We start from the raw sequence: 18,224 nt of genomic DNA, 5'->3' as shown, positions 1-18,224 counted from the left end.
ATGGCAACCGTAGTCGCTGACGAGGAACGAAGGCTGCGATCAGATCAAAAGATCGCAGCCTGCGGCAGCGCCTACACGAGGTCTTCATCGAGGAGTGCGGCGTACAACTGACGGTCGATATTGGCCCCGCTCAAAATCACGGCCACGCGGCGGCCTTGCTGTTGCGGCTGTTCTTTGATCAGCCCGGCCAATGCGGCGGCACCCGCGCCTTCAGCGGTGTTGTGGGTGGCTTCGTGGTACACGCGGATGGCGTGGGCAATGTCGCGGTCTGATACGCGGATCACTCTTGCGGCGCCCTTGGCGATGATTGCCAGCGCATCAGGTTGTGGCTGGCGGCAGGCCAGGCCGTCGGCGAAGGTGTGGGCGGTGTCAGTGCACACCACTTGGCCTTGCTCGACACTCTGCGCATACGCATCGGCATGCTCGGACACCACGCCGACAATCTCGGTCTGCAGCCCCAGCAGGTCGCGGGCCTGGATCAGCCCGCAGATGCCCGAACCCATGCCGATGGGCACGTACACGGTGTGCAGGTCGGGCACGGCCTCCAGCAACTCCAGCGCATAGGTGGCAACCCCGCGAATCAGGTCCGGGTGAAAGGCCGGCACCAGGTGCAGATGATGCTCGGCGGCCAGGGCAGCGGCATGGCTGCGTGCTTCGTCGAAGTCTTTGCCGTGCTCGATCACTGTGGCGCCCAGTGCGCGCATGGCGGCGTTCTTTTCTCGGGAATTACCTTCGGGCACCACGATGCTGATTGCCAGCCCATGGGCGCGCGCGGCCAATGCCAGGCTCTGGCCGTGATTGCCACGGGTGGCGGTGACCAGGCCGCGAGTGTCGGGCTCTCGGGTCAGCAGGCCCTGCACGTACAACATGCCGCCGCGCACTTTAAAGGCGCCGGTCGGCGTATGGTTTTCGTGCTTGACCCAGACCGTGCAGTCCAATTGCTCGGCCAGCAGGGGCCAGGCCAGTTGCGGGGTAGGGGACATGCTTTGGTACACAGTGGTCGCGGCGAGTCGAAGGGCTGTCAGGTCAAACATGGCACACCGTCATCAGGGGGATTTGACTCGATTCTAGAGGCGTCGCATTGTATGGGCCGAGACTTATATTGCATGGCCAACAATAAATGTGGATACCCCTCATAACCGATTCAGCGCAACCGCGTTATCTGGCGCTGGTAGACGCGATTGCCCACGCGATCAGCTGCGGTGAACTCAAACCCGGTGAGCGTTTGCCGCCACAACGGCGGCTGGCCTGGGCATTGGGCTGGAACCCCAGCACCACCATGCAGGCTTATCGCGAGGCGGCGCGGCGCCATCTTGTGTCAGGCGAAGTCGGGCGCGGCACCTACGTGCTGTCGGGCAGCCAGGAGGCGACGTTGTTCCGTTTGCAACAGGTCGATGAGCACACCGGGCAAATTGATCTGCGCACCAACATCCCGGCGATAGACCACGCCAGCCAAAGCGATCCGCAGGCCCTGCAATGGTTGCTGGAAACCCATCAGTCGATTCGGTTGCAGCATTACCTGAGCGCGGCCGACCTGCTCCAGGCCCGCGCCGTCGGGGCCAACTGGCTCAAGGCACGTGGCCTGCCTGTGCCGCTGGACAACATCATGCTGTGCACCGGCGCGCAGCAAGGGTTGTTCACGGTGTTGCTGTCGTTGTGCCAGGCGGGTGAGCCGGTGCTGGTTGAAGCGCTGACCGCGCCGGGGATCAAAGCCGCCTGCGCGCAACTGCGTTTGCCGATGCATGGCATCGCCATGGACGGGCAAGGCATCGTGCCCGATGACTTTGACCGCATCATCCGCGCCACCGGGGCGCGCATGGCGGTGCTGACTCCGACCCTGCACAACCCGACATCGGCGGTGATGGGCGACGAACGCAAGCAGGCGATTGCCCGGATTGCCCGGCGCCATGGTGTGTGGATCATTGAAGACGACGTATATGGCGCGCTCACCGACAGCCCGCCGTTGTGCAACTACCAGGGGGACTTGGGGATACTCGTCAGCAGCTTGTCAAAGACCGTGGCTGCCGGGGTGCGCCTGGGCTGGATTGTTGCCAGCCCGGCGTTGCTGGCGCGCATCGACCCGCATGCGCAATCGGCGCACTGGGGGATTTCGCCCCTGTGCGTGGCGATTGCCAATCAATGGCTCAGTGACGGCACGGCAGTGCAGCGCTTGGCCTGGCAAACCGAAGAAGTCACCCGGCGCTGGCGCCTGGCGAAAAAATTGCTGGGCGCGGTGATGACCCAGACAGACACGCCATCGCCGCATATCTGGCTGACCCTGGCCCCCGCTGACGTCAGCTTTGCCCACGCCTGTCAAAAGGTCGGTGTGGAGGTGGTGTCGGCGGAGGTATTTGCGGTTAAATCCTGCACCCTGAACGCGGTACGCATCAGCCTGACGGCGGCATCGAGTGCGCAACGCTTGAAAGTCGCGCTGGAGCGTATTGCCCGGCTTATTGACCAAGGAACCCCATGCGCAGAGAAATAGGCTACTGGCACCGCGAAGGTCGCGAGCTGTTTTACTACCTGGAATTCAAGCCCGAAACGGCCGAGTTCTACCTCACCTGCGAGCACACCCCGAGCGAAGGTGAAGGCAGCGTACGTTCGGTATTGCTCAGCGAAGCGCGGGGCGAGCGCTACTACGAAGACGCGTTGCTGATCATCAAAGAAGAACTGTTCAAGCAGTACACCGTGTAACCACGGTTTACACTGCCCTTTGTGGGAGCGGGCTTGCTCGCGATGGTCGTTAACGATGACGCGTATTTGCCTGGCAAATGAGGCGCTCTGAAGGCCATCGCGAGCAAGCCCGCTCCCACTTGGGTCGTGTTGCGATTATGTTCAGTTGGGTGGGGTTAATCAGCGCAACCGCTCAAGCATCTGGTAGTACCACATGCCCGCCGCCAGCATCGGATTGCCGAGGAGGTCGCCCATGGGCACGCGGATGTGCTGGCAGCTAGCAAAGGTGTCGAACTGCTCCAGTTGGCCGGTGATCGCCCGGCCCATGATTTCGCCCATGATGTGGCTGGTGGCGATGCCGTGCCCCGAGTAGCCCTGGCAGTACCAGACGTTGTCCGAGAGTTTGCCCAGTTGCGGGATGCGGTTGATCACAATGCCCATCGCGCAGCTCCACTGGTACTCGATGTTCACCCCTTTGAGCGCCGGGAAGGTCTGCTCGATGCACGGGCGCAATTCCCCCGCGATATCGCGCGAGTCTTTGCCGCTGTAATTGGCACCGCCGCCAAACAGCAGGCGGCCATCGGCGGTCATGCGGTAGTAGTCGAGCACGAAGCGGCAGTCATACACCGCGAGGTCTTGGGGGTTCAACTGGCGAGCGAGGTCGCCCAGGGGTTCGGTGGTGACGATCCCGCCCATGGCCGGGAAGATCTTGCCCTTGAGCTTGCCCGGCTCCAGCTTGTGATACACATCACCAGCCAGCAGCACCTGATTGGCGTCGATGCGGCCGTGGGCCGTACGCACGCCGGGGGTGTCGCCGTGGATGATTTCCAGCACTTCGCTGTTTTCGAAAATCAGCGCGCCGAGGCTTTCGGCTGCGCGGGCCTCGCCAATGCACAGGTTGAGCGGGTGCAGGTGCATGTTGCGCATATTCTTGATCGCGCCGTCATACAGGTCACTTTGCAGAATGTCGCGCACCTGGCTGCGGTCGAGCAACGACACTTCACTGCCCATGCCACGGCGCACCGCTTCGTCGTAGTCCTTGCGCAAGCCTTCCATGTGGCTGGGCTTGTAAGCGGCATGCAAATGACCGTGCTTGAGGTCACAGCGGATGCCGTATTTTTCGACCCGCTGCTGGATAATCTCGTGCCCGCGCCAACGCAAGTGCCAGATAAAGTCATCGACCTGGCTGCCAAGGCGACGGCGCATCTGCTTGCGCATCGCTTCATCGCCCGAGAGGCTGCCGGTCACTTGCCCGCCATTACGCCCGCTGGCGCCCCAGCCGATTTTGTTGCTCTCGACAATGGCCACTTTCAGGCCTTTTTCGGCCAGCTCGACGGCGGTCGCCACGCCGGTAAAACCGCCGCCAATAATCACCACATCAACCCGGTGCTGGCCTTGCAGCGTCGGGTAATCGGTTTCATGGGTGAGGGTGGCGGTGTAATAAGAGTTGCAACGTTCAGACATGGTGGCTCCGTTATCCTTCTTATAGGGGTGAGGCAGAAAGGGGGCTATGGCGCCCGCGCCGGTCCTGCTCATCCACTTCAGCCATGTACTGACGATAGGCGAGTTATGAGGGTGAAATAAACCCCCTGTTACCAAGTTTTACAGCGACGTGATCAGAACGTGACTTCGCTCACTTGCAGTACCCAGGTGATGGTCTGAGTTTTGTCATCCCACACATAGCGAAAATGCGGGCCTTGGCGTGGAATCGAAAGCGCAGGCGGGCGAAAGGGTGCAACGCATTCGTGGCCGGCAAGGCGCACGCTGTTGTACAGCAGCCCCCAGGCCGAGGCCTCGCGGTGTTGTTTGGCAAAGGCTTGCGAAGTGCCATAACTGGACAGGGAAGGGTGGTGCAAGTCGGGTTCGGCGCGTACATCGATCATTGGCTCAAGCACGGTGTTGATGTAGGTGCGCAGGGTGATTTCGATGCTCGCTTCCTGAGTGGCGCGCCAGAATTGTTCCTGATGAAAGCGGGTCTCGGCGATGGCGGCGTCAAGGCTGTTGGCGCAGTAATAAACCCCGTAACTGCCATCGGTGAAGCGGCTGGCACGACCGATATGGGTAAAAGCCGCCATGATCGGGGTCGAGCCTTCACCACACAGGCGGTCTTGTGGATGCACGCGGTTAAGGACCCCGGCCTGGTCGCGCAGGCGGTCATTGGTCAGGCTTTCGAGGGCAAAGGCGATGTCCAGATCGGCCGGGTCAAGGGTGTCCTCAAACACCGAAATGGGCGGGAACGCACTGTTGATGATGCGATAAGCGTTGTTCCACTCGGGTAACACGCTTAACAACGGAGTGTCTGGCATCAGCCCCGCACCCCATCGAGATAGCGGCGCACATCTGCCAGGTCGACGACCTGACCGCCGAGCATGTAGCTCAACGCACTTTGGCCGTTGAATGGCGCGGTGTTATTGGCTTTGTGGACCCACTCGTAAGCCCGCTCGGGCTGATTGCTGAACAGGATGCGCAGCGCTTTGTGCACGCCCATCAGGTACGAAATACGCTCAAGGGTGTCGTGGGGCAGACGGACATTCGGCAGTTTTTTGTACTTGAAGTACGTGGTGTTGCCGATAGCGCCGAGCAGGGTGCATTGCTGATCTTTGCTGCAACCCCAGTGCTCCATCAAATTGAAGAAGAACGTTAGGGCGACACGGCCCGCATCACCGCTGGTGATATCGGGCCGGGTGTTGTGGACGACTAAATGCATGGTGGCCTCCAAGGCGTTGATACCTTGGAGGCTACACCGTATCTGGATAATTACAACGAATGTATCCGCATATGAACTGGGTAATCCATTGCTTTATGTGTTGGGCAGCGACTTGGCCTTGTTCATACACCGCTGGCGGCGTTCATCAACGCGTTGCGCAAACCAGGCCGTGGTGAGGTTGCGGGTGATTTTAGGGCTTTGCAGGGTGATGCCCGGCAATACGGCGCGGGGTAGCGGTTTGGTCTGTTGACGGTCGGCCAGGGCAAAGATTTTGCGATAGACCTCGGTCTGTTCAAATTCAAGGCGTTCACCTTTGAGCAACTGCTGGCGGATCTGGTTATCGTTCAAGCCCAGTTGCTTGCCCAACACGCGAACGGCGCGTTCGGTGGAGCCCACGGCGTAAGAGCCGGGGATGGTCACGTCGCCATCCAGTGCCAGCTGTATGCCCGACACCTGGCTCACGGCATTTTGAAACGCAGCATTGCGGCTGGCATACCAGCCCGCATTGAAGTCAGCAAAGCGATACAGCGATTGCGTGTAGTCGGCCGGGTAGCCGAGCAAGTGGGCGGTACCAAAGTACATGCCGCCGCGACGGGTAAAGACTTCCTGGCGGATCGTGCCCGGTATCGGGTAGGGGTAATCCTGGGCGTGTTTTTCGGCAAAGGCGATGCTGACCTGCATTGGCCCGCCGGTATGCACCGGGTTGAGGCTGCCAAACAGGTTTTTGCCCAGTGGCACCATGCCGATAAAGTCATCGAAGATGGCGCTCAACTGGCCTTCGGTCCGAGCCGCATCAAGGCGCTGGTTATAGGTTTTGCCCGTTGGCGAGGTGATGTTCAGCGCACTGCGCACCACGAACTCCGGGATGTGCAGTTTGCCCGCGCGCCGATTGATTTCACTGCGGGCAATTTTTGCCAGGTTGGGCACCGGCGGATCTGCCTGAAAAGTCGACTCCTGCTCAGTCACGGCCAGCACCGAGCACAGGTTTTCGTCGTTGGGTTCAAGCTTTTGCGCGGCGAAGGCGGTGTAAATGTCGTTGGCCCAGCCCTGGCGATCCGCAACGTTGGCGGGCAGCAGTTGAAGCAACCGCGCACGCGCCTGTTCGGGCGTGCGACCGGGTAGGGTCTGGGTGCTTTGGCTGCTGCACCCGGCGATCACAATGGGCAAAGAAAGCGTTAATACCTGCATGAAAAATCGATTCACTAACGCTTAACTCCCCAAAAAATAGAACGATGTGCTGACGTATCAATCGTCTCGTGTCAGCACTTCCAGCAGTTCGATCTCAAACGTGAGGTCCGAGTTCGGTGTGATGTGTTTGCCCATGCTTCTTTCACCATAGGCCAAGTGCGCGGGAACTTGCAGTTTGCGCTTGCCGCCCACTTTCATCCCCATCAGGCCCTGGTCCCAGCCCTTAATGACGCGGCCAGTGCCTATGACGCACTGGAACGGCTTGCCGCGCTCATGGGAGGAGTCGAAGACCGTGCCATCTGCGAGCCAGCCGGTGTAGTGCGTGGAGATCAGGGCGCCTTTGACGGCAGCTTTGCCTTCGCCCTGTGCGAGGTCGGTGATCTGTAGTTCATTGTTCATGGTGCGGGACTCGAAATTAAAACGTGTAGAAGCGAGCTTGCCTCGCGATCTTTTGATCTTTCGCGAGGCGAGCTGAGATTGCGCGGTTTTTCTCAGGATGCGGCCCGTTTGGCAATCGGTTTTAAATTTTTTTTTCGTAGGACAAGGCTCTAAAACAAAGGGCTTGCGGAACTTATCAATGAGTATGGTTGTCATTCGCGCTTTACTCTCAATTGAGAATGGTTACTATTGTCGCCCTGGCAGCGCCGGGGTGAGCTAAGCAAGACGAGATCCTTTATGGGAATCGTGCCCAGCCATTCCAGCCTTTGGCCTGCTGAGCACACTCCATTGTTAAGGGATCAACTGGACATGTCGTCTCGATTCAAACGCAGTCAATTTTCACTGGCTATTGTGGCCGCACTGGCTTCACCGACCTTGCTTGCCGATGCGCTGGAGCGTGAACGCGATGAAGTGCCCGTGGAGGCCAGCGATCTGCCGGTAGATGGCAGTAAGCAGGCGCTGCAACTGGAAGAAACCCGTGTATTGGGCACCGCCGCTGAAGAACTCAAGCAGGCGCCGGGCGTGTCGATCATTACCGCTGAAGACATTAAAAAACGTCCGCCGGCCAATGATCTTTCCGACATCATTCGTCGTGAGCCCGGGGTTAACCTCACCGGCAACAGTTCCAGTGGCGCACGCGGTAACAACCGCCAGATTGACTTGCGTGGCATGGGCCCGGAAAACACCTTGATCCTGATCGACGGCAAGCCGTCTTCTTCACGCAACGCCCAGCGTTACGGCTGGAGCGGCGACCGCGATACCCGTGGCGAAACCAACTGGGTACCGGCCGAAGAAGTGGAACGTATCGAAATCCTCCGCGGCCCGGCGGCTGCCCGTTACGGTTCCGGGGCGATGGGCGGGGTGGTCAACATCATCACCAAGCGCCCGACCGACAAGCTCGGTGGCTCTTTGACGGCCTACTACCTGTCACCGGATGACAGCGCAGAAGGCATCAGCAAGCGCACCAACTTCAACCTCAGCGGCCCGATCACCGACGACCTGGTGTTTCGCGTGTATGGCGGCTTGAGCAAAACCGACGCGGATGACGCGCGCATCAATACCAGCGAGCAGGCCTACGCAGACAGCGTGGTAGCAGGCCGAGAAGGCGTGCGCAATAAAGACGTCAACGGCTTGTTGAGCTGGCAGTTCACCCCGGAACAGTCCCTGGACCTTGAAGCCAGCTACAGCCGCCAGGGCAATATCTACGCGGGCGACACCATGCTCAACAGCGGGGGTGATTTCGTTAACAGCCTGTACGGCAAAGAAACCTCGGTGCTGCAACGCAGCATGTTTTCGGCCACCCACAATGGCTCGTTTGACTGGGGCACCACCATGGCCATGCTCAGCCATGACCTGACCCGCAACTCGCGTTTGAACGAAGGCTTGGCGGGCTACGGTGAAGGTGCACCGTCTGAGTCGGCCGGCAGCTTCCAGTCGCGCCTGCGCAACACCCGGGCCAAGGCTGAAGCCAACTTGCCGCTGGACTTCTACACCCATCAGGTACTGACCTTGGGCGGCGAATACCTGTACGAGTCGCTGAATGATCCGGGCTCGTTGCGTCCGCAAAGCTGGGACCCGGGCGCTGACGGTACTGCGGGTATTCCGGGCACTGACCGCACACAGACCAAGTCCACCGCCAACAGCTACGCGTTCTACGTTGAGGACAACCTCGAAGCCGGGTCCAAAACCATCGTGACGCCGGGCCTGCGCTACGACCACCACGACAAGTTTGGCGGCAACTGGAGCCCGAGCCTCAACGCTTCGCACCAGATCACTGATGAACTGAGCCTCAAAGGCGGTATTGCCCGGGCCTACAAAACCCCGAACTTGTACCAGTCCAACCCCAACTATCTGTTGTACAGCCGTGGTAACGGTTGCAGCTCGGTAGAAGTCAATCTGGGAGGATGCTACCTGGTGGGTAACCCGGACCTCAAACCGGAAATCAGCATCAACAAAGAGATCGGTCTGGCGTTTGACAAAGGCAACTGGCGCACCAGCGCGACGTACTTCCGTAACGACTACCAGAACAAAATCAATGCCAGCAACGAATCCGCGTTCCGCCTGCCCAACGGCCGTCGTGTATTGCAGTGGGAAAACAGCGGCAAGGCCATCGTGCAAGGGGTTGAGGGCAACCTGTTCGTCAACCTGCGCAAGGACCTGGACTGGAACACCAACCTGACCTACATGATCGACAGCAAAGACAAGAAAACCGGCGAGCCATTGAGTATCATTCCCAAGTACACGCTCAACACCACCCTGGACTGGTATGCCACAGAACAGCTTTCGTTCCAGGTCAGCGGCACGTACTACGGCGAGCAGAAGGCGCCCAAATACAACATGCGCGCCAACGAGTCACTGGACAAATCGGTGCAGCAGTCGGTTGACCCGTATGGCTTGGTGGGGCTGAGCAGCGGCTATGAGTTCAACAAAAATCTGAGCGTGCGGGTGGGCATCAACAACCTGCTCGACAAGCAGCTGTACCGCAAGGGCAACGCTGACGAGGCGGGCGCCCAGACCTACAACGAAGCGGGCCGTGCCTACTTTGCGTCGGTGACCACCTCGTTCTGATCACAGCATTGGCCTGACCGCTGTTTGGGTGCAGGCAATAACAGGCGCGACATCCTTTGCAGGTGTCGCGCCGTTGTCACATTGGGCTCTGGCAAAACCGTGGCTGGGGCTGATGAAGGATTGAACAGATGAAACTTGCATCGTCGGCATGGCTGCCGATTCTGTCTCGCGCACTGGCCGCCATGGTGGGCGGCTATGTGTTTACCTATGCCTTTACGGCGGCGCTGGCGCGGCTGTTGCCAATGGACAACGTGGACTCAATGCTGGTCGCCAGCCTGTTGTCGTTCGCCATCTACACCTGTGCCATTTTGTGGGCCTTTATGGCGCGTCATCAGTGGTCGGCCTGGATGGGTGCCGTGCTGGCGCTGCCATTGGCCGCGATCGGTTTTTGGCCGCAACTGCTGGAGCGACTCGGATGAAACAGACCATCACCCAATCTCTGGCCTGGTTGCACACCTGGGGTGGACTGATCGTAGGCTGGTTGTTGTTTGCGATTTTTCTGACCGGCAGCCTGGCGGTGTTCGATCAAGAGATCGACAACTGGATGCACCCGGAGCTGCCCGCCCACCACTTGACGGACGAACAGGCCGTGGAGCGCGGGTTGAGCTACTTGCGCGAGCATGAGCCCAACGCCAAACAATGGGGCGTAAGCCTGCCCTATGATCGCTCGCCCGAGTTGCGCGCCTCGACCGGCGGGCGTCGCGACGGCGTATCGGTGACCCTGGACCCCAACACTGGTGAAGTCTTGCCGGTACGCGAGTCGGCGGGCGGGCGCTTCTTTTTCCTGTTCCACTTCACCCTGTTCATGCCCGGCATGCTCGGGATTTATGTGGTCGGTGCGCTGGCCATGGGCATGCTGGCGGCGTTGATCAGCGGCATCGTGATCCACAAAAAATTCTTCAAGGAGTTCTTCACCTTTCGCCCCGCCAAAGGCCAGCGTTCGTGGCTCGACGCGCACAACGCCAGCGCCGTGCTGTTGCTGCCGTTTCACCTGATGATTACCTACAGCGGGCTGGCTATTTTCCTGGTGATCTACATGCCCGCGGCCATGGACGCGCTGTTTGATGGCAGTCGCGACGCGTTTTTCAAGGCCCAGGACCCTGCGCCTGCGGTGGTCGAGGCCAAACGCCCGGCGCGGGCTGAACCGGCACCGCTGGTGGCGATCGGGCCGTTGCTGACCAAAGCCCGCGACGTTATGGGGCCGTTAAGCGGGGTGAGCATTACCAACCCTGGCATGAGCAACGCCGAAATCCAGATCCGGCCAATTCTGGGCAACCGCATTGCCCTGATCAAAGGCGGCGGCATGCGGTTTGACGGGGTCACGGGCGAGCAACTGTCCGGGCCGACCGAGATGCGCGCTTCGGTGCTCACGCACCGGGTGATTTCCGGTATGCACTTTGCGCAGTTTGGCGGTTACCCGATGCGCTGGGTGTACTTCATTTGCGGGTTGATCAGCAGCGCCATGATCGCCACCGGGCTGGTGCTGTTCACCGTAAAACGGCGCCGTAAATACGCCAGCGAAGGCCGGGTGGCCCAAGTGCTTTACCGGATGATCGAGGCCGTTAACGTTACGGTGATGGCGGGCTTGAGCCTGGCCTGCATCGCTTACCTGTGGGGCAATCACCTACTGCCGGTGGGCATGGCCGAGCGCCCGGATGCCGAGTTGACGGTGTTCTTTGGCGTGTGGGCCTTGACCCTGGTGCATGCCTTGCTGCGCCCGCGCATGCACGCCTGGCGTGAGCAGCTTGGGTTTGCAGGGGTAATGTGCCTGAGCTTGCCGCTGGTGAGCCTGCTGACGGTTGATTATTCGTGGGCATTGCACAGCCGCATGGGCGTTGAACTCACCGCCATGGCTTTGGGGGGCGTATTGTTGTGGGCGTGCTGGAAAGTCTCGCAGCCGCAAGTCGAGCGGGTGCCGCGTAAAAAGACCGCGGTGCTGGCGGAGGTGAACTGAGATGCTGGCACATTACTTTGCAGCCTGGGCCTTTGCCTATATCGGCATGCTTGCCCTGTGCCAAGGGCTTGAGCGCCATTACAAGCAAGTCTGGAACAAACCGCCGTCAGCCGTACTGCGTCGCACTTTACGCGGGGCAGGGTGGTTGAGTCTGGCGTTGAGCTTCTATTTTTGCGGCATGGCCTGGGGCTGGGCAATGGGTTCCATTGGTTGGTTTGGCCTGATCTCGCTCAGTGGCTTTGCGTTGCTGATGTTGTTGCCGTACCGCGCACGGCTGGCCGTGTGGCTGCCGCTAGGGTTCGTCCCACTGTGGGCGGTAATCGAAATGTTGAGCCTTTACCGTTGGTCTGTTTAGGTATTTTTGACAGGTAGGCAGCCCCGCGCAAATGACCGAATCTCTTGAGTCAAACAGACTCAGTTTTCGGTCATTTCGCGGAGTGCTCCAGTATGTCCCTGATTGATGAAGTTCAAGGCCTGTGCGAGCGCTTGGCGCCTTTGGGCTGGCATGATCTGTTGTTGCTGCACGGTCTGGATATTCAGGCCCGCCCGCTGGCTGAAGAGTTGAGCAAGGAGCTGGCGGTTGATCGGGCGGTCAAAGGCTTTGAAGACTTTTCGTTGCAGGGCGCACGTGCCATCGAAGCCGGCAACCCTGCACGCAGTTTGCTCTTCCACGCCTTGGCCTCGCCCAATGTGCTGCAGGCTGCCAATGGTGATGCACTTACCGACTTTGCCACTGCGGCAGAACTCGAGACACTGCTCAACTACGTCTATGGCGTTGCCCTGCCTACCCTTAAATCGCTACAGGACCAGGCAGGCGCCAACGCGACCTTGGGGCTGGTGGTGTTTGCCACCGAGTATCGTGCCCGTGCCGATACCCCTCACCACCGGCATGCAGACCTGTGCTTTTGTCGCACAGGCATTGCCCGAGTCGGCACTGCGCCCGCCCTTTACGACCCTCAACTGCGCGGTTTCACACCTTTTGTCGAGGCGCAGCCACAGGCCATGCGGGTTATCCCTGCGCGCTTTGGCGTCTATGTGGCCGTACGGGAAAAAGGGCAGACGGGGCCGGGATGGGTCGAGGGGGATGACCAACTGGATTTTTGGCGGCCCTTGCACAAAGTGTTCAACGGCACGCAATGCATTGACGGTTTTGACCTGCAAGTGGACCTGCAGGCTTTTCACGTCAATGAAAAGCTGCGCCAGTTTCAACTGCGTAAAGGCCAGGAGGCGGACTGGTTCGAACCCGATATTTCTAAGCCACCATTTGTGCAGACTCAAGCGCTTGCAGAGTGGGCGGACAGTCAGCTGTTCGGGCCGGGCTTGTGTGTACCGCTTGCGAAACACAGGCTGGTTGAGCCCGCTGAATACAAGGGTATGCTGGTTTCTTTCCACGTTCCGCCCGACGCCAAGTTTAATTACATCATCAATAAACGCTTTCAACTGCTGGACGACGGTTCGGTTCGCGATTTAAACAACGAGCCGAACGTCGAGGCGATTGTCCTGGATGGCAACTATCGCGCGCTGCACTTTATCGACTTCACCGCCGAGGGCTGGATCAAGGCCGATTGTCCGGCCTTGAGTACCGCTATCGGGCTAAACGTGGCGGCGTATTCAATTCTGGCCGCGCCCGATTTCTACCCGGCCTGCGGGCAAGCTCAATTGAGCGAGTGGGCACAACAGCAAGGCTTTCCCGAGCGGATCTGGTACTCCACATTAGCGGCGCTTTCTGAGCGCAGAGTTGCGGGCAATCCTGACCTCGCGGGCGGGCATTTTGTCCTCGAAGACAAAAGCATCACCGCTGTGTTGACCGCGGGCTCACCCTCGCAGGAGGGGCAAACCATTGGCGATTCGGCGAGTGCAAAGCGCCAGTCCTGTCTGGCCGACACGGCGGCGGGCACCTTCAGCCCCGGTTGGGAGATTGCCGGTGACGGCCAATTTGTGCCTGAATACGTGTGTGCTTATTTGCTCGGCAGCCCGTTCACAGAGGATGTGCGGATCTGCTCGGCAGCCGGGGGCTACTGGCCTGCAGTAACCCCGGACAGCGCAAGGACCTTTGAGCCCTATGTGTCCAAACCGACGATTATTCCTCTGACGGATGCCGAAATAGGGTTGCTGGAGCAAACGTCCTGGGATGGGCTGACGGGGCCGCGCCTGATCACCGTGGATGGGCGTCAAGTGGTCGAATGCACGGCGTATGCGTACAGCGATTACACCCGCAATGCACTGGACGGGCAATTGTCGTTGCACCTGACAGGGCAGACCTCCCAGGCTGAGTATCAGCAGCGGATTCTGGCCATGCAGTCAGCCTATGCCGCAGTAGATGCCAATACCCGTGCAGAACAGGGCCTGTGGTCAGTGTTGTCCTTCACGCCGGTCGATGGCGTTGACTGGGCGCTGCCAAGAGCCGATTTAAAAGCCTGGTCCGTGCTGCAGGAGCAGATTTTTTTCTTTCGGATTTATCGGTATGACGCCATCTCGACCCCCTCCGATTACACCAAGCGGCACATAGAGGTACTCGAACTGGTTGAGCTTTTTATCGGTGATGAGTCCCTACTGATAAAGCGCAACGACCAACCGTGGCAGATAACACCGCGTGGCTGATAGGGATGTGGTCATCGTTGGTGCCGGCCCGGCCGGTACGGCTGCCGCCATTTTATGTGCGCAGCGCGGGTTGCGGGTGACGTTGCTGGAACAAGCGGCTTTCCCTCGCGCTCGTCCAGGAGAAACATTGCCGCCCGGGGTTGAAGCCGTGCTGAACCAACTTGGTATCGCGCAAGCAATCAACCAGGGTGGCTTTGTGCGTCACCCGGGGCATGCCGTGAAATGGGCGGGCGAGCGTTTGTTCAGCGCGTTTGGTGAGAGCGCCAGCGGGCCGGCGTTGGGGTATCAAATCCCGCGCGAGACGCTCGACAGCCTGCTCCTGGCCCGTGCCGCCGGTTTGGGCGTTGAGGTGCTGCAGCCGTGTCGAGTGCTGGGCGTGCTTCGTGAGCGGCAGCAGGTTTGCGGCGTCAGCACGGCACAAGGTGACAAGTTGGCGGCATTGGTAGTAGATGCCAGCGGTGGCAATGGCTGGTTGTCGCGCCAATTGGGCTTGCCCTGGCGCACCTATTCCCCCCGGTTGCTCGCTCACTATGGCTACGCAACGGGCGACTTGCCTGAAGGCGCTGAGGTGTGCGGGATTGAAGCTGATCCGTTTGGCTGGTACTGGATGGCCAAGATTCGCAGCGATTTCTACCACTGGACGCGCCTGTGTTTTACCCACACGGGCACCCATCAGGCTGTTCCGCCAGCGGTTTTCAAACCGTTGCTTACCAGTGGCCCCGTTCGCGGTGCTGATGTCACGTGGCGTCTCTGCCAGCAGGCCTGTGGCGACGGTTTTTTTATCGCGGGTGATTCCGCTTTCGTGCTGGACCCTTCCTCCGGGCACGGCGTAGTCAAGGCACTGATGACGGGCATGATGGCTGCGCATGCTGTGGTTGAGTCCCTGAGCACCCCTTGGCACGTGCTAAGCATCCAGCAGCAATATCAATACTGGATCAACGACTGGTTTAACCGTGATCGGCTGAAAATGAGTGAGTTTTATCGCACTCATCCATTTGCACCTGAGTGGTGCGCTTAGATCACGCTGTAGGAGCGAGCTTGCCTCGCGATCTTTTAAAGATCAAAAGATCGCGAGACAAGCTCGCTCCTACAGGGGATTGTGCAGCGCTACGCGTCTAGATCAGATAAACCATTTGTTCCGGGCTTCTGCCAGCAGTTCGTGCATGAGTGCTTCAACATCATAGAAGCTCAGTTTGCTGAAGCTGTGTTCTTCTTCGAACGTCCCGCACTTGCTGAAAATTCCGACCAGGCCATGGGTATGACTTTGCACGGTCTCCCACTCCAGGGTGTCATTGCCCAGCGACAGTAGGTCTTGACTGAACGTCACTTTGGGTTCGATCACACTGTGAACCGTGGTGATGTAGAGTTGCTCGCAGTCGGTCCCGTGCTGCTTGAGTCGTTCATTGAGAAAGTCGCGCACCTGAGCGTTGTAGGCGCCAGCGCCTGCTTTACCACCTACCGTTGGAGCGTCATTGTTGTCGGTCAAGTTCAAGGTAAAACTCCTTTTATTACAGCCGGCCTATCCAGCTTCATGCTGTGAGAAATTCGGCCGGCTAAAACCTTTCGATGACCTATTGGAAAGCTTATTGGCCGTGTGCCTGCGGTACATAGTTATGCCATGTTTGTAACAGCAGTTATCGTGGCTGGACCTTGGGCTTGATCAGTCGGTTGGCAATCAGGTCCAGGCTGCTGCAAAACATGAAGTACACCAGCGCGACAAACAGGTAGATCTCGGTTGGATGCACCATCACCCGGTTGCTGACTTGGGTCGCCACAAACGACAGCTCCCCCACGCCAATCACGTACGCCAGCGACGTGTCCTTGATCAGTGAAATCCATTGGTTGAGGAATGAAGGCAGCATCATCGGCAATGCTTGCGGCAGGATGATCAAACGCAACACTTGCCATGTGCCCAGCCCCAACGCTTTGCCCGCAGCCCATTGCCCCGCCGGTAAACTGCTGATGCCCGCGTACACCGAATGCGCAAGGTAGGCGCCGCCAATCAACGACAGGGCGCAGACCACAGTGGCCAATGCCGGTACATCGACATTGAACACAATCGGCAACAGAAAGTAGCTCCAGAAAATCAGCATCAGCACTGGAATGGCCCGCAAAAATCCCAGCACGCCGAGCAATACCCAACGTACTTTAGAGCGAATCATCACCAGGGCAATGCCCAATACCAGACCCAAAATGGCCGAAATCACCCCGGAAAACAGGCTCAACACCAGGGTTAATGCAGCTCCGCCCAGCGGGCCGTTGGGGTAGGCGCCGATCAAGAAGTACGACAGGTTGTCGCTAATCACCGAAAAGTCCATGGCTTAGAGCACTCCCTGCCGATACCACTTGCTGCGCGCAATCAACTGACCGATGACTTCAAGCAGGGCGATGCTCAATACATACAGCAGTGTGGCGAAACCGAAGGCCTGGAAGGTCTTGAAGGTTTCGGTTTCGACCTGACGCGATGCATAAGACAGTTCCGCCAAGCCGATGGCCATGGTCAGCGACGAGTTTTTCAGGGCATTCATGTATTGCCCCAGCAGGGGCCCCAGTGCGGTGCGCAGAGCTTGCGGGAAGACGATGTAGCGCCACACTTGCGCCGGTTTGAAGCCCAGCGCCAACCCGGCGGCACGTTGCTCAAGGCGCACCGAACTGACGCCTGCGCGGAACTCCTCGCAAATAAACGCCGCGGTGTAGAGCATCAGGCCCCAGAAACCGGCAAGAAACTCAAAGGACGGCCATTCAAGCTCGAACAGACCCAGGTCCAGACTGCGCGGCTGGTTAAGCCACACCACCAAGCCTTCGGGCAGCATAGCCGTAACCCCGAAGTACCAGAAAAACAGCTGCACCAGCAGCGGCGTATTACGAAATAGCGCCAGATATGCCCGTGCGGACCATGACCAGAGGCGCGAGGGCGAGATCCTCGCCAGGCACAGCACAAACCCCAGCCCGGTGGCTACCAGGCAGGTCAACAGCGAAAGGATCAGGGTGAGAACAAAACCATCGAACAGCCAGTGCAGGTATTGCGGGGCAAGCAGTTCACCGAACATAAACAACGTCCATCCAGAAACAAACAAACCCGTCCGGTTGTCCGTGACGGGTTATTCAGTGTTGCTAGCGCGACTTAGCTCTTGTCGCCGATTTTGTACAGGCGGGTCAGCGGGGTTTTGGTGTTCGGGCCGAACCAGGCGTCATAAATACCCTTTGCCTTGCCGTCAGCTTCAAGCTCAGTCAGGGTTTCGTTGACCACGTCGGTCAGACGCGTTTCGCCTTTAGGGATGCCCACGCCGATCAGGTCATTGGAAATGGTGAACGGCGGCACTTCGTACTTGTCTTTGTCCGGCACATTGGCCAGCAAGCCGATCAGTTTTGGGCCGTCCTGGGTAATCGCCTGCACGTTGCCATTGCGCAGAGCGGTGAAGGCGAACGGGGTATCGTCGTAGGCAATGACTTTAGCGCCCGGGAATTTCTCGCGCAGCACGCCTTCGTTGACCGCGCCTTTGTCGACGCCGACGCGCCATTTGTTCAGGTCTTCCTCGGATTTAAGGGTGCCTTTTTTGACGATAAATTGCTGGCCCGAGGCGAAGTACGGAATGCTGAAGTTCACCTGCTCGGCGCGTTCAGGGGTGATGGTGAAGTTGGCCAGTACCAGGTCGACCTTGTTGGAGAGCAACAGCGGTACGCGGTTGGCCGGGTTGGTCGGTTGCAGTTGCAGTTTCACGCCCAGTTTGTCGGCGATGGCCTTGGCGTAGTCCACGTCCAGACCTTCGATTTGCTTGCTTTTAGCGTCCACGAAACCGAATGGCGGGTTGCTGTCAAACGAAGCCACGCGCAGTACGCCGGACTTTTTGATGTCATCCAGACGATCAGCGTGCGCCAGGCCCGACAAAACAGCCAATGTCAGCGCGGTGAGTGCAGTGAGTTTTTTCATTTCGTTCTCATCATGAGTTAGAAGATTTATGACGAGAGTCTTGCAGGAAAATAAGCTTTTAAAAAAGAATATAAAACGATTTAAATATTCCATTTATTTATATGCCTGTAGGAGCGAGCTTGCCTCGCGATCTTTTAAAAGATCAAAAGATCGCGAGGCAAGCT

The 18,224-nt window shown here is 58.9% G+C and carries 18 protein-coding genes; 8 read left to right on the top strand and 10 right to left on the bottom strand.

Annotation, left to right across the window (positions count from 1 at the left end; all coding sequences use genetic code 11):
• Positions 1 to 71: 71 nt before the first annotated feature.
• Complete coding sequence (locus AAEZ03_RS11790) at positions 72 to 1,034, bottom strand: threonine dehydratase (protein WP_350578754.1); 963 nt, start codon at positions 1,032 to 1,034, stop codon at positions 72 to 74.
• 86 nt (positions 1,035 to 1,120) lie between these two features.
• Between AAEZ03_RS11790 and AAEZ03_RS11785 the strand changes: the two genes are divergently transcribed.
• Positions 1,121 to 2,485: an aminotransferase-like domain-containing protein gene (locus AAEZ03_RS11785; protein ID WP_350578752.1), complete on the top strand. Its 1,365-nt coding sequence runs from the start codon at positions 1,121 to 1,123 to the stop codon at positions 2,483 to 2,485.
• Positions 2,470 to 2,694 carry a hypothetical protein gene (locus AAEZ03_RS11780; protein WP_047275647.1) on the top strand — a complete coding sequence of 75 codons (225 nt, stop codon included), beginning with the start codon at positions 2,470 to 2,472 and terminating at the stop codon, positions 2,692 to 2,694. The genes AAEZ03_RS11785 and AAEZ03_RS11780 overlap by 16 nt, the downstream gene beginning before the upstream one ends.
• Before the next feature lie 159 nt (positions 2,695 to 2,853).
• Here AAEZ03_RS11780 and AAEZ03_RS11775 read toward each other — a convergent pair whose 3' ends face one another.
• From AAEZ03_RS11775 to AAEZ03_RS11755, 5 genes are all read right to left on the bottom strand, one after another.
• Complete coding sequence (locus tag AAEZ03_RS11775; RefSeq protein WP_350578748.1) at positions 2,854 to 4,137, bottom strand: NAD(P)/FAD-dependent oxidoreductase; 1,284 nt, start codon at positions 4,135 to 4,137, stop codon at positions 2,854 to 2,856.
• Positions 4,138 to 4,289: 152 nt separating this feature from the next.
• Positions 4,290 to 4,979, bottom strand: a complete 690-nt coding sequence (locus AAEZ03_RS11770) for an RES family NAD+ phosphorylase (RefSeq protein ID WP_350578745.1) — start codon at positions 4,977 to 4,979, stop codon at positions 4,290 to 4,292.
• The gene (locus AAEZ03_RS11765) at positions 4,979 to 5,380 is read right to left on the bottom strand and encodes an MbcA/ParS/Xre antitoxin family protein (RefSeq protein WP_278938731.1); all 402 of its coding nucleotides are present in this window, start codon (positions 5,378 to 5,380) and stop codon (positions 4,979 to 4,981) included. The genes AAEZ03_RS11770 and AAEZ03_RS11765 overlap by 1 nt, the downstream gene beginning before the upstream one ends.
• A gap of 93 nt (positions 5,381 to 5,473) precedes the next feature.
• Complete coding sequence (locus tag AAEZ03_RS11760; protein WP_350578853.1) at positions 5,474 to 6,568, bottom strand: DUF1615 domain-containing protein; 1,095 nt, start codon at positions 6,566 to 6,568, stop codon at positions 5,474 to 5,476.
• Between the two features lie 57 nt (positions 6,569 to 6,625).
• Positions 6,626 to 6,967 (bottom strand): FKBP-type peptidyl-prolyl cis-trans isomerase, encoded by a 342-nt coding sequence (locus AAEZ03_RS11755; protein WP_350578743.1) that lies wholly within the window; start codon positions 6,965 to 6,967, stop codon positions 6,626 to 6,628.
• 348 nt (positions 6,968 to 7,315) lie between these two features.
• Between AAEZ03_RS11755 and AAEZ03_RS11750 the strand changes: the two genes are divergently transcribed.
• The 6 genes from AAEZ03_RS11750 (at position 7,316) to AAEZ03_RS11725 (ending at position 15,147) form a co-directional block, all read left to right on the top strand.
• Positions 7,316 to 9,574 carry a TonB-dependent siderophore receptor gene (locus tag AAEZ03_RS11750; protein ID WP_350578741.1) on the top strand — a complete coding sequence of 753 codons (2,259 nt, stop codon included), beginning with the start codon at positions 7,316 to 7,318 and terminating at the stop codon, positions 9,572 to 9,574.
• 128 nt (positions 9,575 to 9,702) lie between these two features.
• Complete coding sequence (locus tag AAEZ03_RS11745) at positions 9,703 to 9,993, top strand: hypothetical protein (protein WP_048369950.1); 291 nt, start codon at positions 9,703 to 9,705, stop codon at positions 9,991 to 9,993.
• On the top strand, positions 9,990 to 11,528 hold the full coding sequence (locus tag AAEZ03_RS11740; RefSeq protein WP_350578738.1) for a PepSY-associated TM helix domain-containing protein: 1,539 nt from the start codon (positions 9,990 to 9,992) through the stop codon (positions 11,526 to 11,528). Before AAEZ03_RS11745 ends, AAEZ03_RS11740 begins: the two co-directional genes overlap by 4 nt.
• A 1-nt stretch (position 11,529) precedes the next feature.
• Positions 11,530 to 11,883: a DUF3325 domain-containing protein gene (locus AAEZ03_RS11735; RefSeq protein WP_350578735.1), complete on the top strand. Its 354-nt coding sequence runs from the start codon at positions 11,530 to 11,532 to the stop codon at positions 11,881 to 11,883.
• Between the two features lie 92 nt (positions 11,884 to 11,975).
• Positions 11,976 to 14,129 carry a hypothetical protein gene (locus AAEZ03_RS11730; RefSeq protein WP_350578732.1) on the top strand — a complete coding sequence of 718 codons (2,154 nt, stop codon included), beginning with the start codon at positions 11,976 to 11,978 and terminating at the stop codon, positions 14,127 to 14,129.
• Positions 14,122 to 15,147 (top strand): NAD(P)/FAD-dependent oxidoreductase, encoded by a 1,026-nt coding sequence (locus AAEZ03_RS11725; protein ID WP_350578729.1) that lies wholly within the window; start codon positions 14,122 to 14,124, stop codon positions 15,145 to 15,147. The genes AAEZ03_RS11730 and AAEZ03_RS11725 overlap by 8 nt, the downstream gene beginning before the upstream one ends.
• Before the next feature lie 102 nt (positions 15,148 to 15,249).
• Here the strand turns inward: AAEZ03_RS11725 and AAEZ03_RS11720 are convergent, their stop codons facing one another.
• From AAEZ03_RS11720 to AAEZ03_RS11705, 4 genes are all read right to left on the bottom strand, one after another.
• Complete coding sequence (locus tag AAEZ03_RS11720) at positions 15,250 to 15,621, bottom strand: hypothetical protein (protein WP_123748837.1); 372 nt, start codon at positions 15,619 to 15,621, stop codon at positions 15,250 to 15,252.
• A 142-nt stretch (positions 15,622 to 15,763) separates the two neighbouring features.
• Positions 15,764 to 16,447, bottom strand: coding sequence for an amino acid ABC transporter permease (locus tag AAEZ03_RS11715; RefSeq protein ID WP_123748838.1), 684 nt, complete (start codon positions 16,445 to 16,447; stop codon positions 15,764 to 15,766).
• Positions 16,448 to 16,450: 3 nt separating this feature from the next.
• Positions 16,451 to 17,179, bottom strand: coding sequence for an amino acid ABC transporter permease (locus AAEZ03_RS11710; protein ID WP_350578726.1), 729 nt, complete (start codon positions 17,177 to 17,179; stop codon positions 16,451 to 16,453).
• Between the two features lie 74 nt (positions 17,180 to 17,253).
• Positions 17,254 to 18,060: an ABC transporter substrate-binding protein gene (locus AAEZ03_RS11705; protein ID WP_350578723.1), complete on the bottom strand. Its 807-nt coding sequence runs from the start codon at positions 18,058 to 18,060 to the stop codon at positions 17,254 to 17,256.
• Positions 18,061 to 18,224: the final 164 nt, after the last annotated feature.

Source organism: Pseudomonas sp. HY2-MNA-CIBAN-0224 (assembly GCF_040310285.1).
GTDB lineage: Bacteria > Pseudomonadota > Gammaproteobacteria > Pseudomonadales > Pseudomonadaceae > Aquipseudomonas > Aquipseudomonas helleri.
This window is presented reverse-complemented; position numbering and strand designations above follow the sequence as displayed.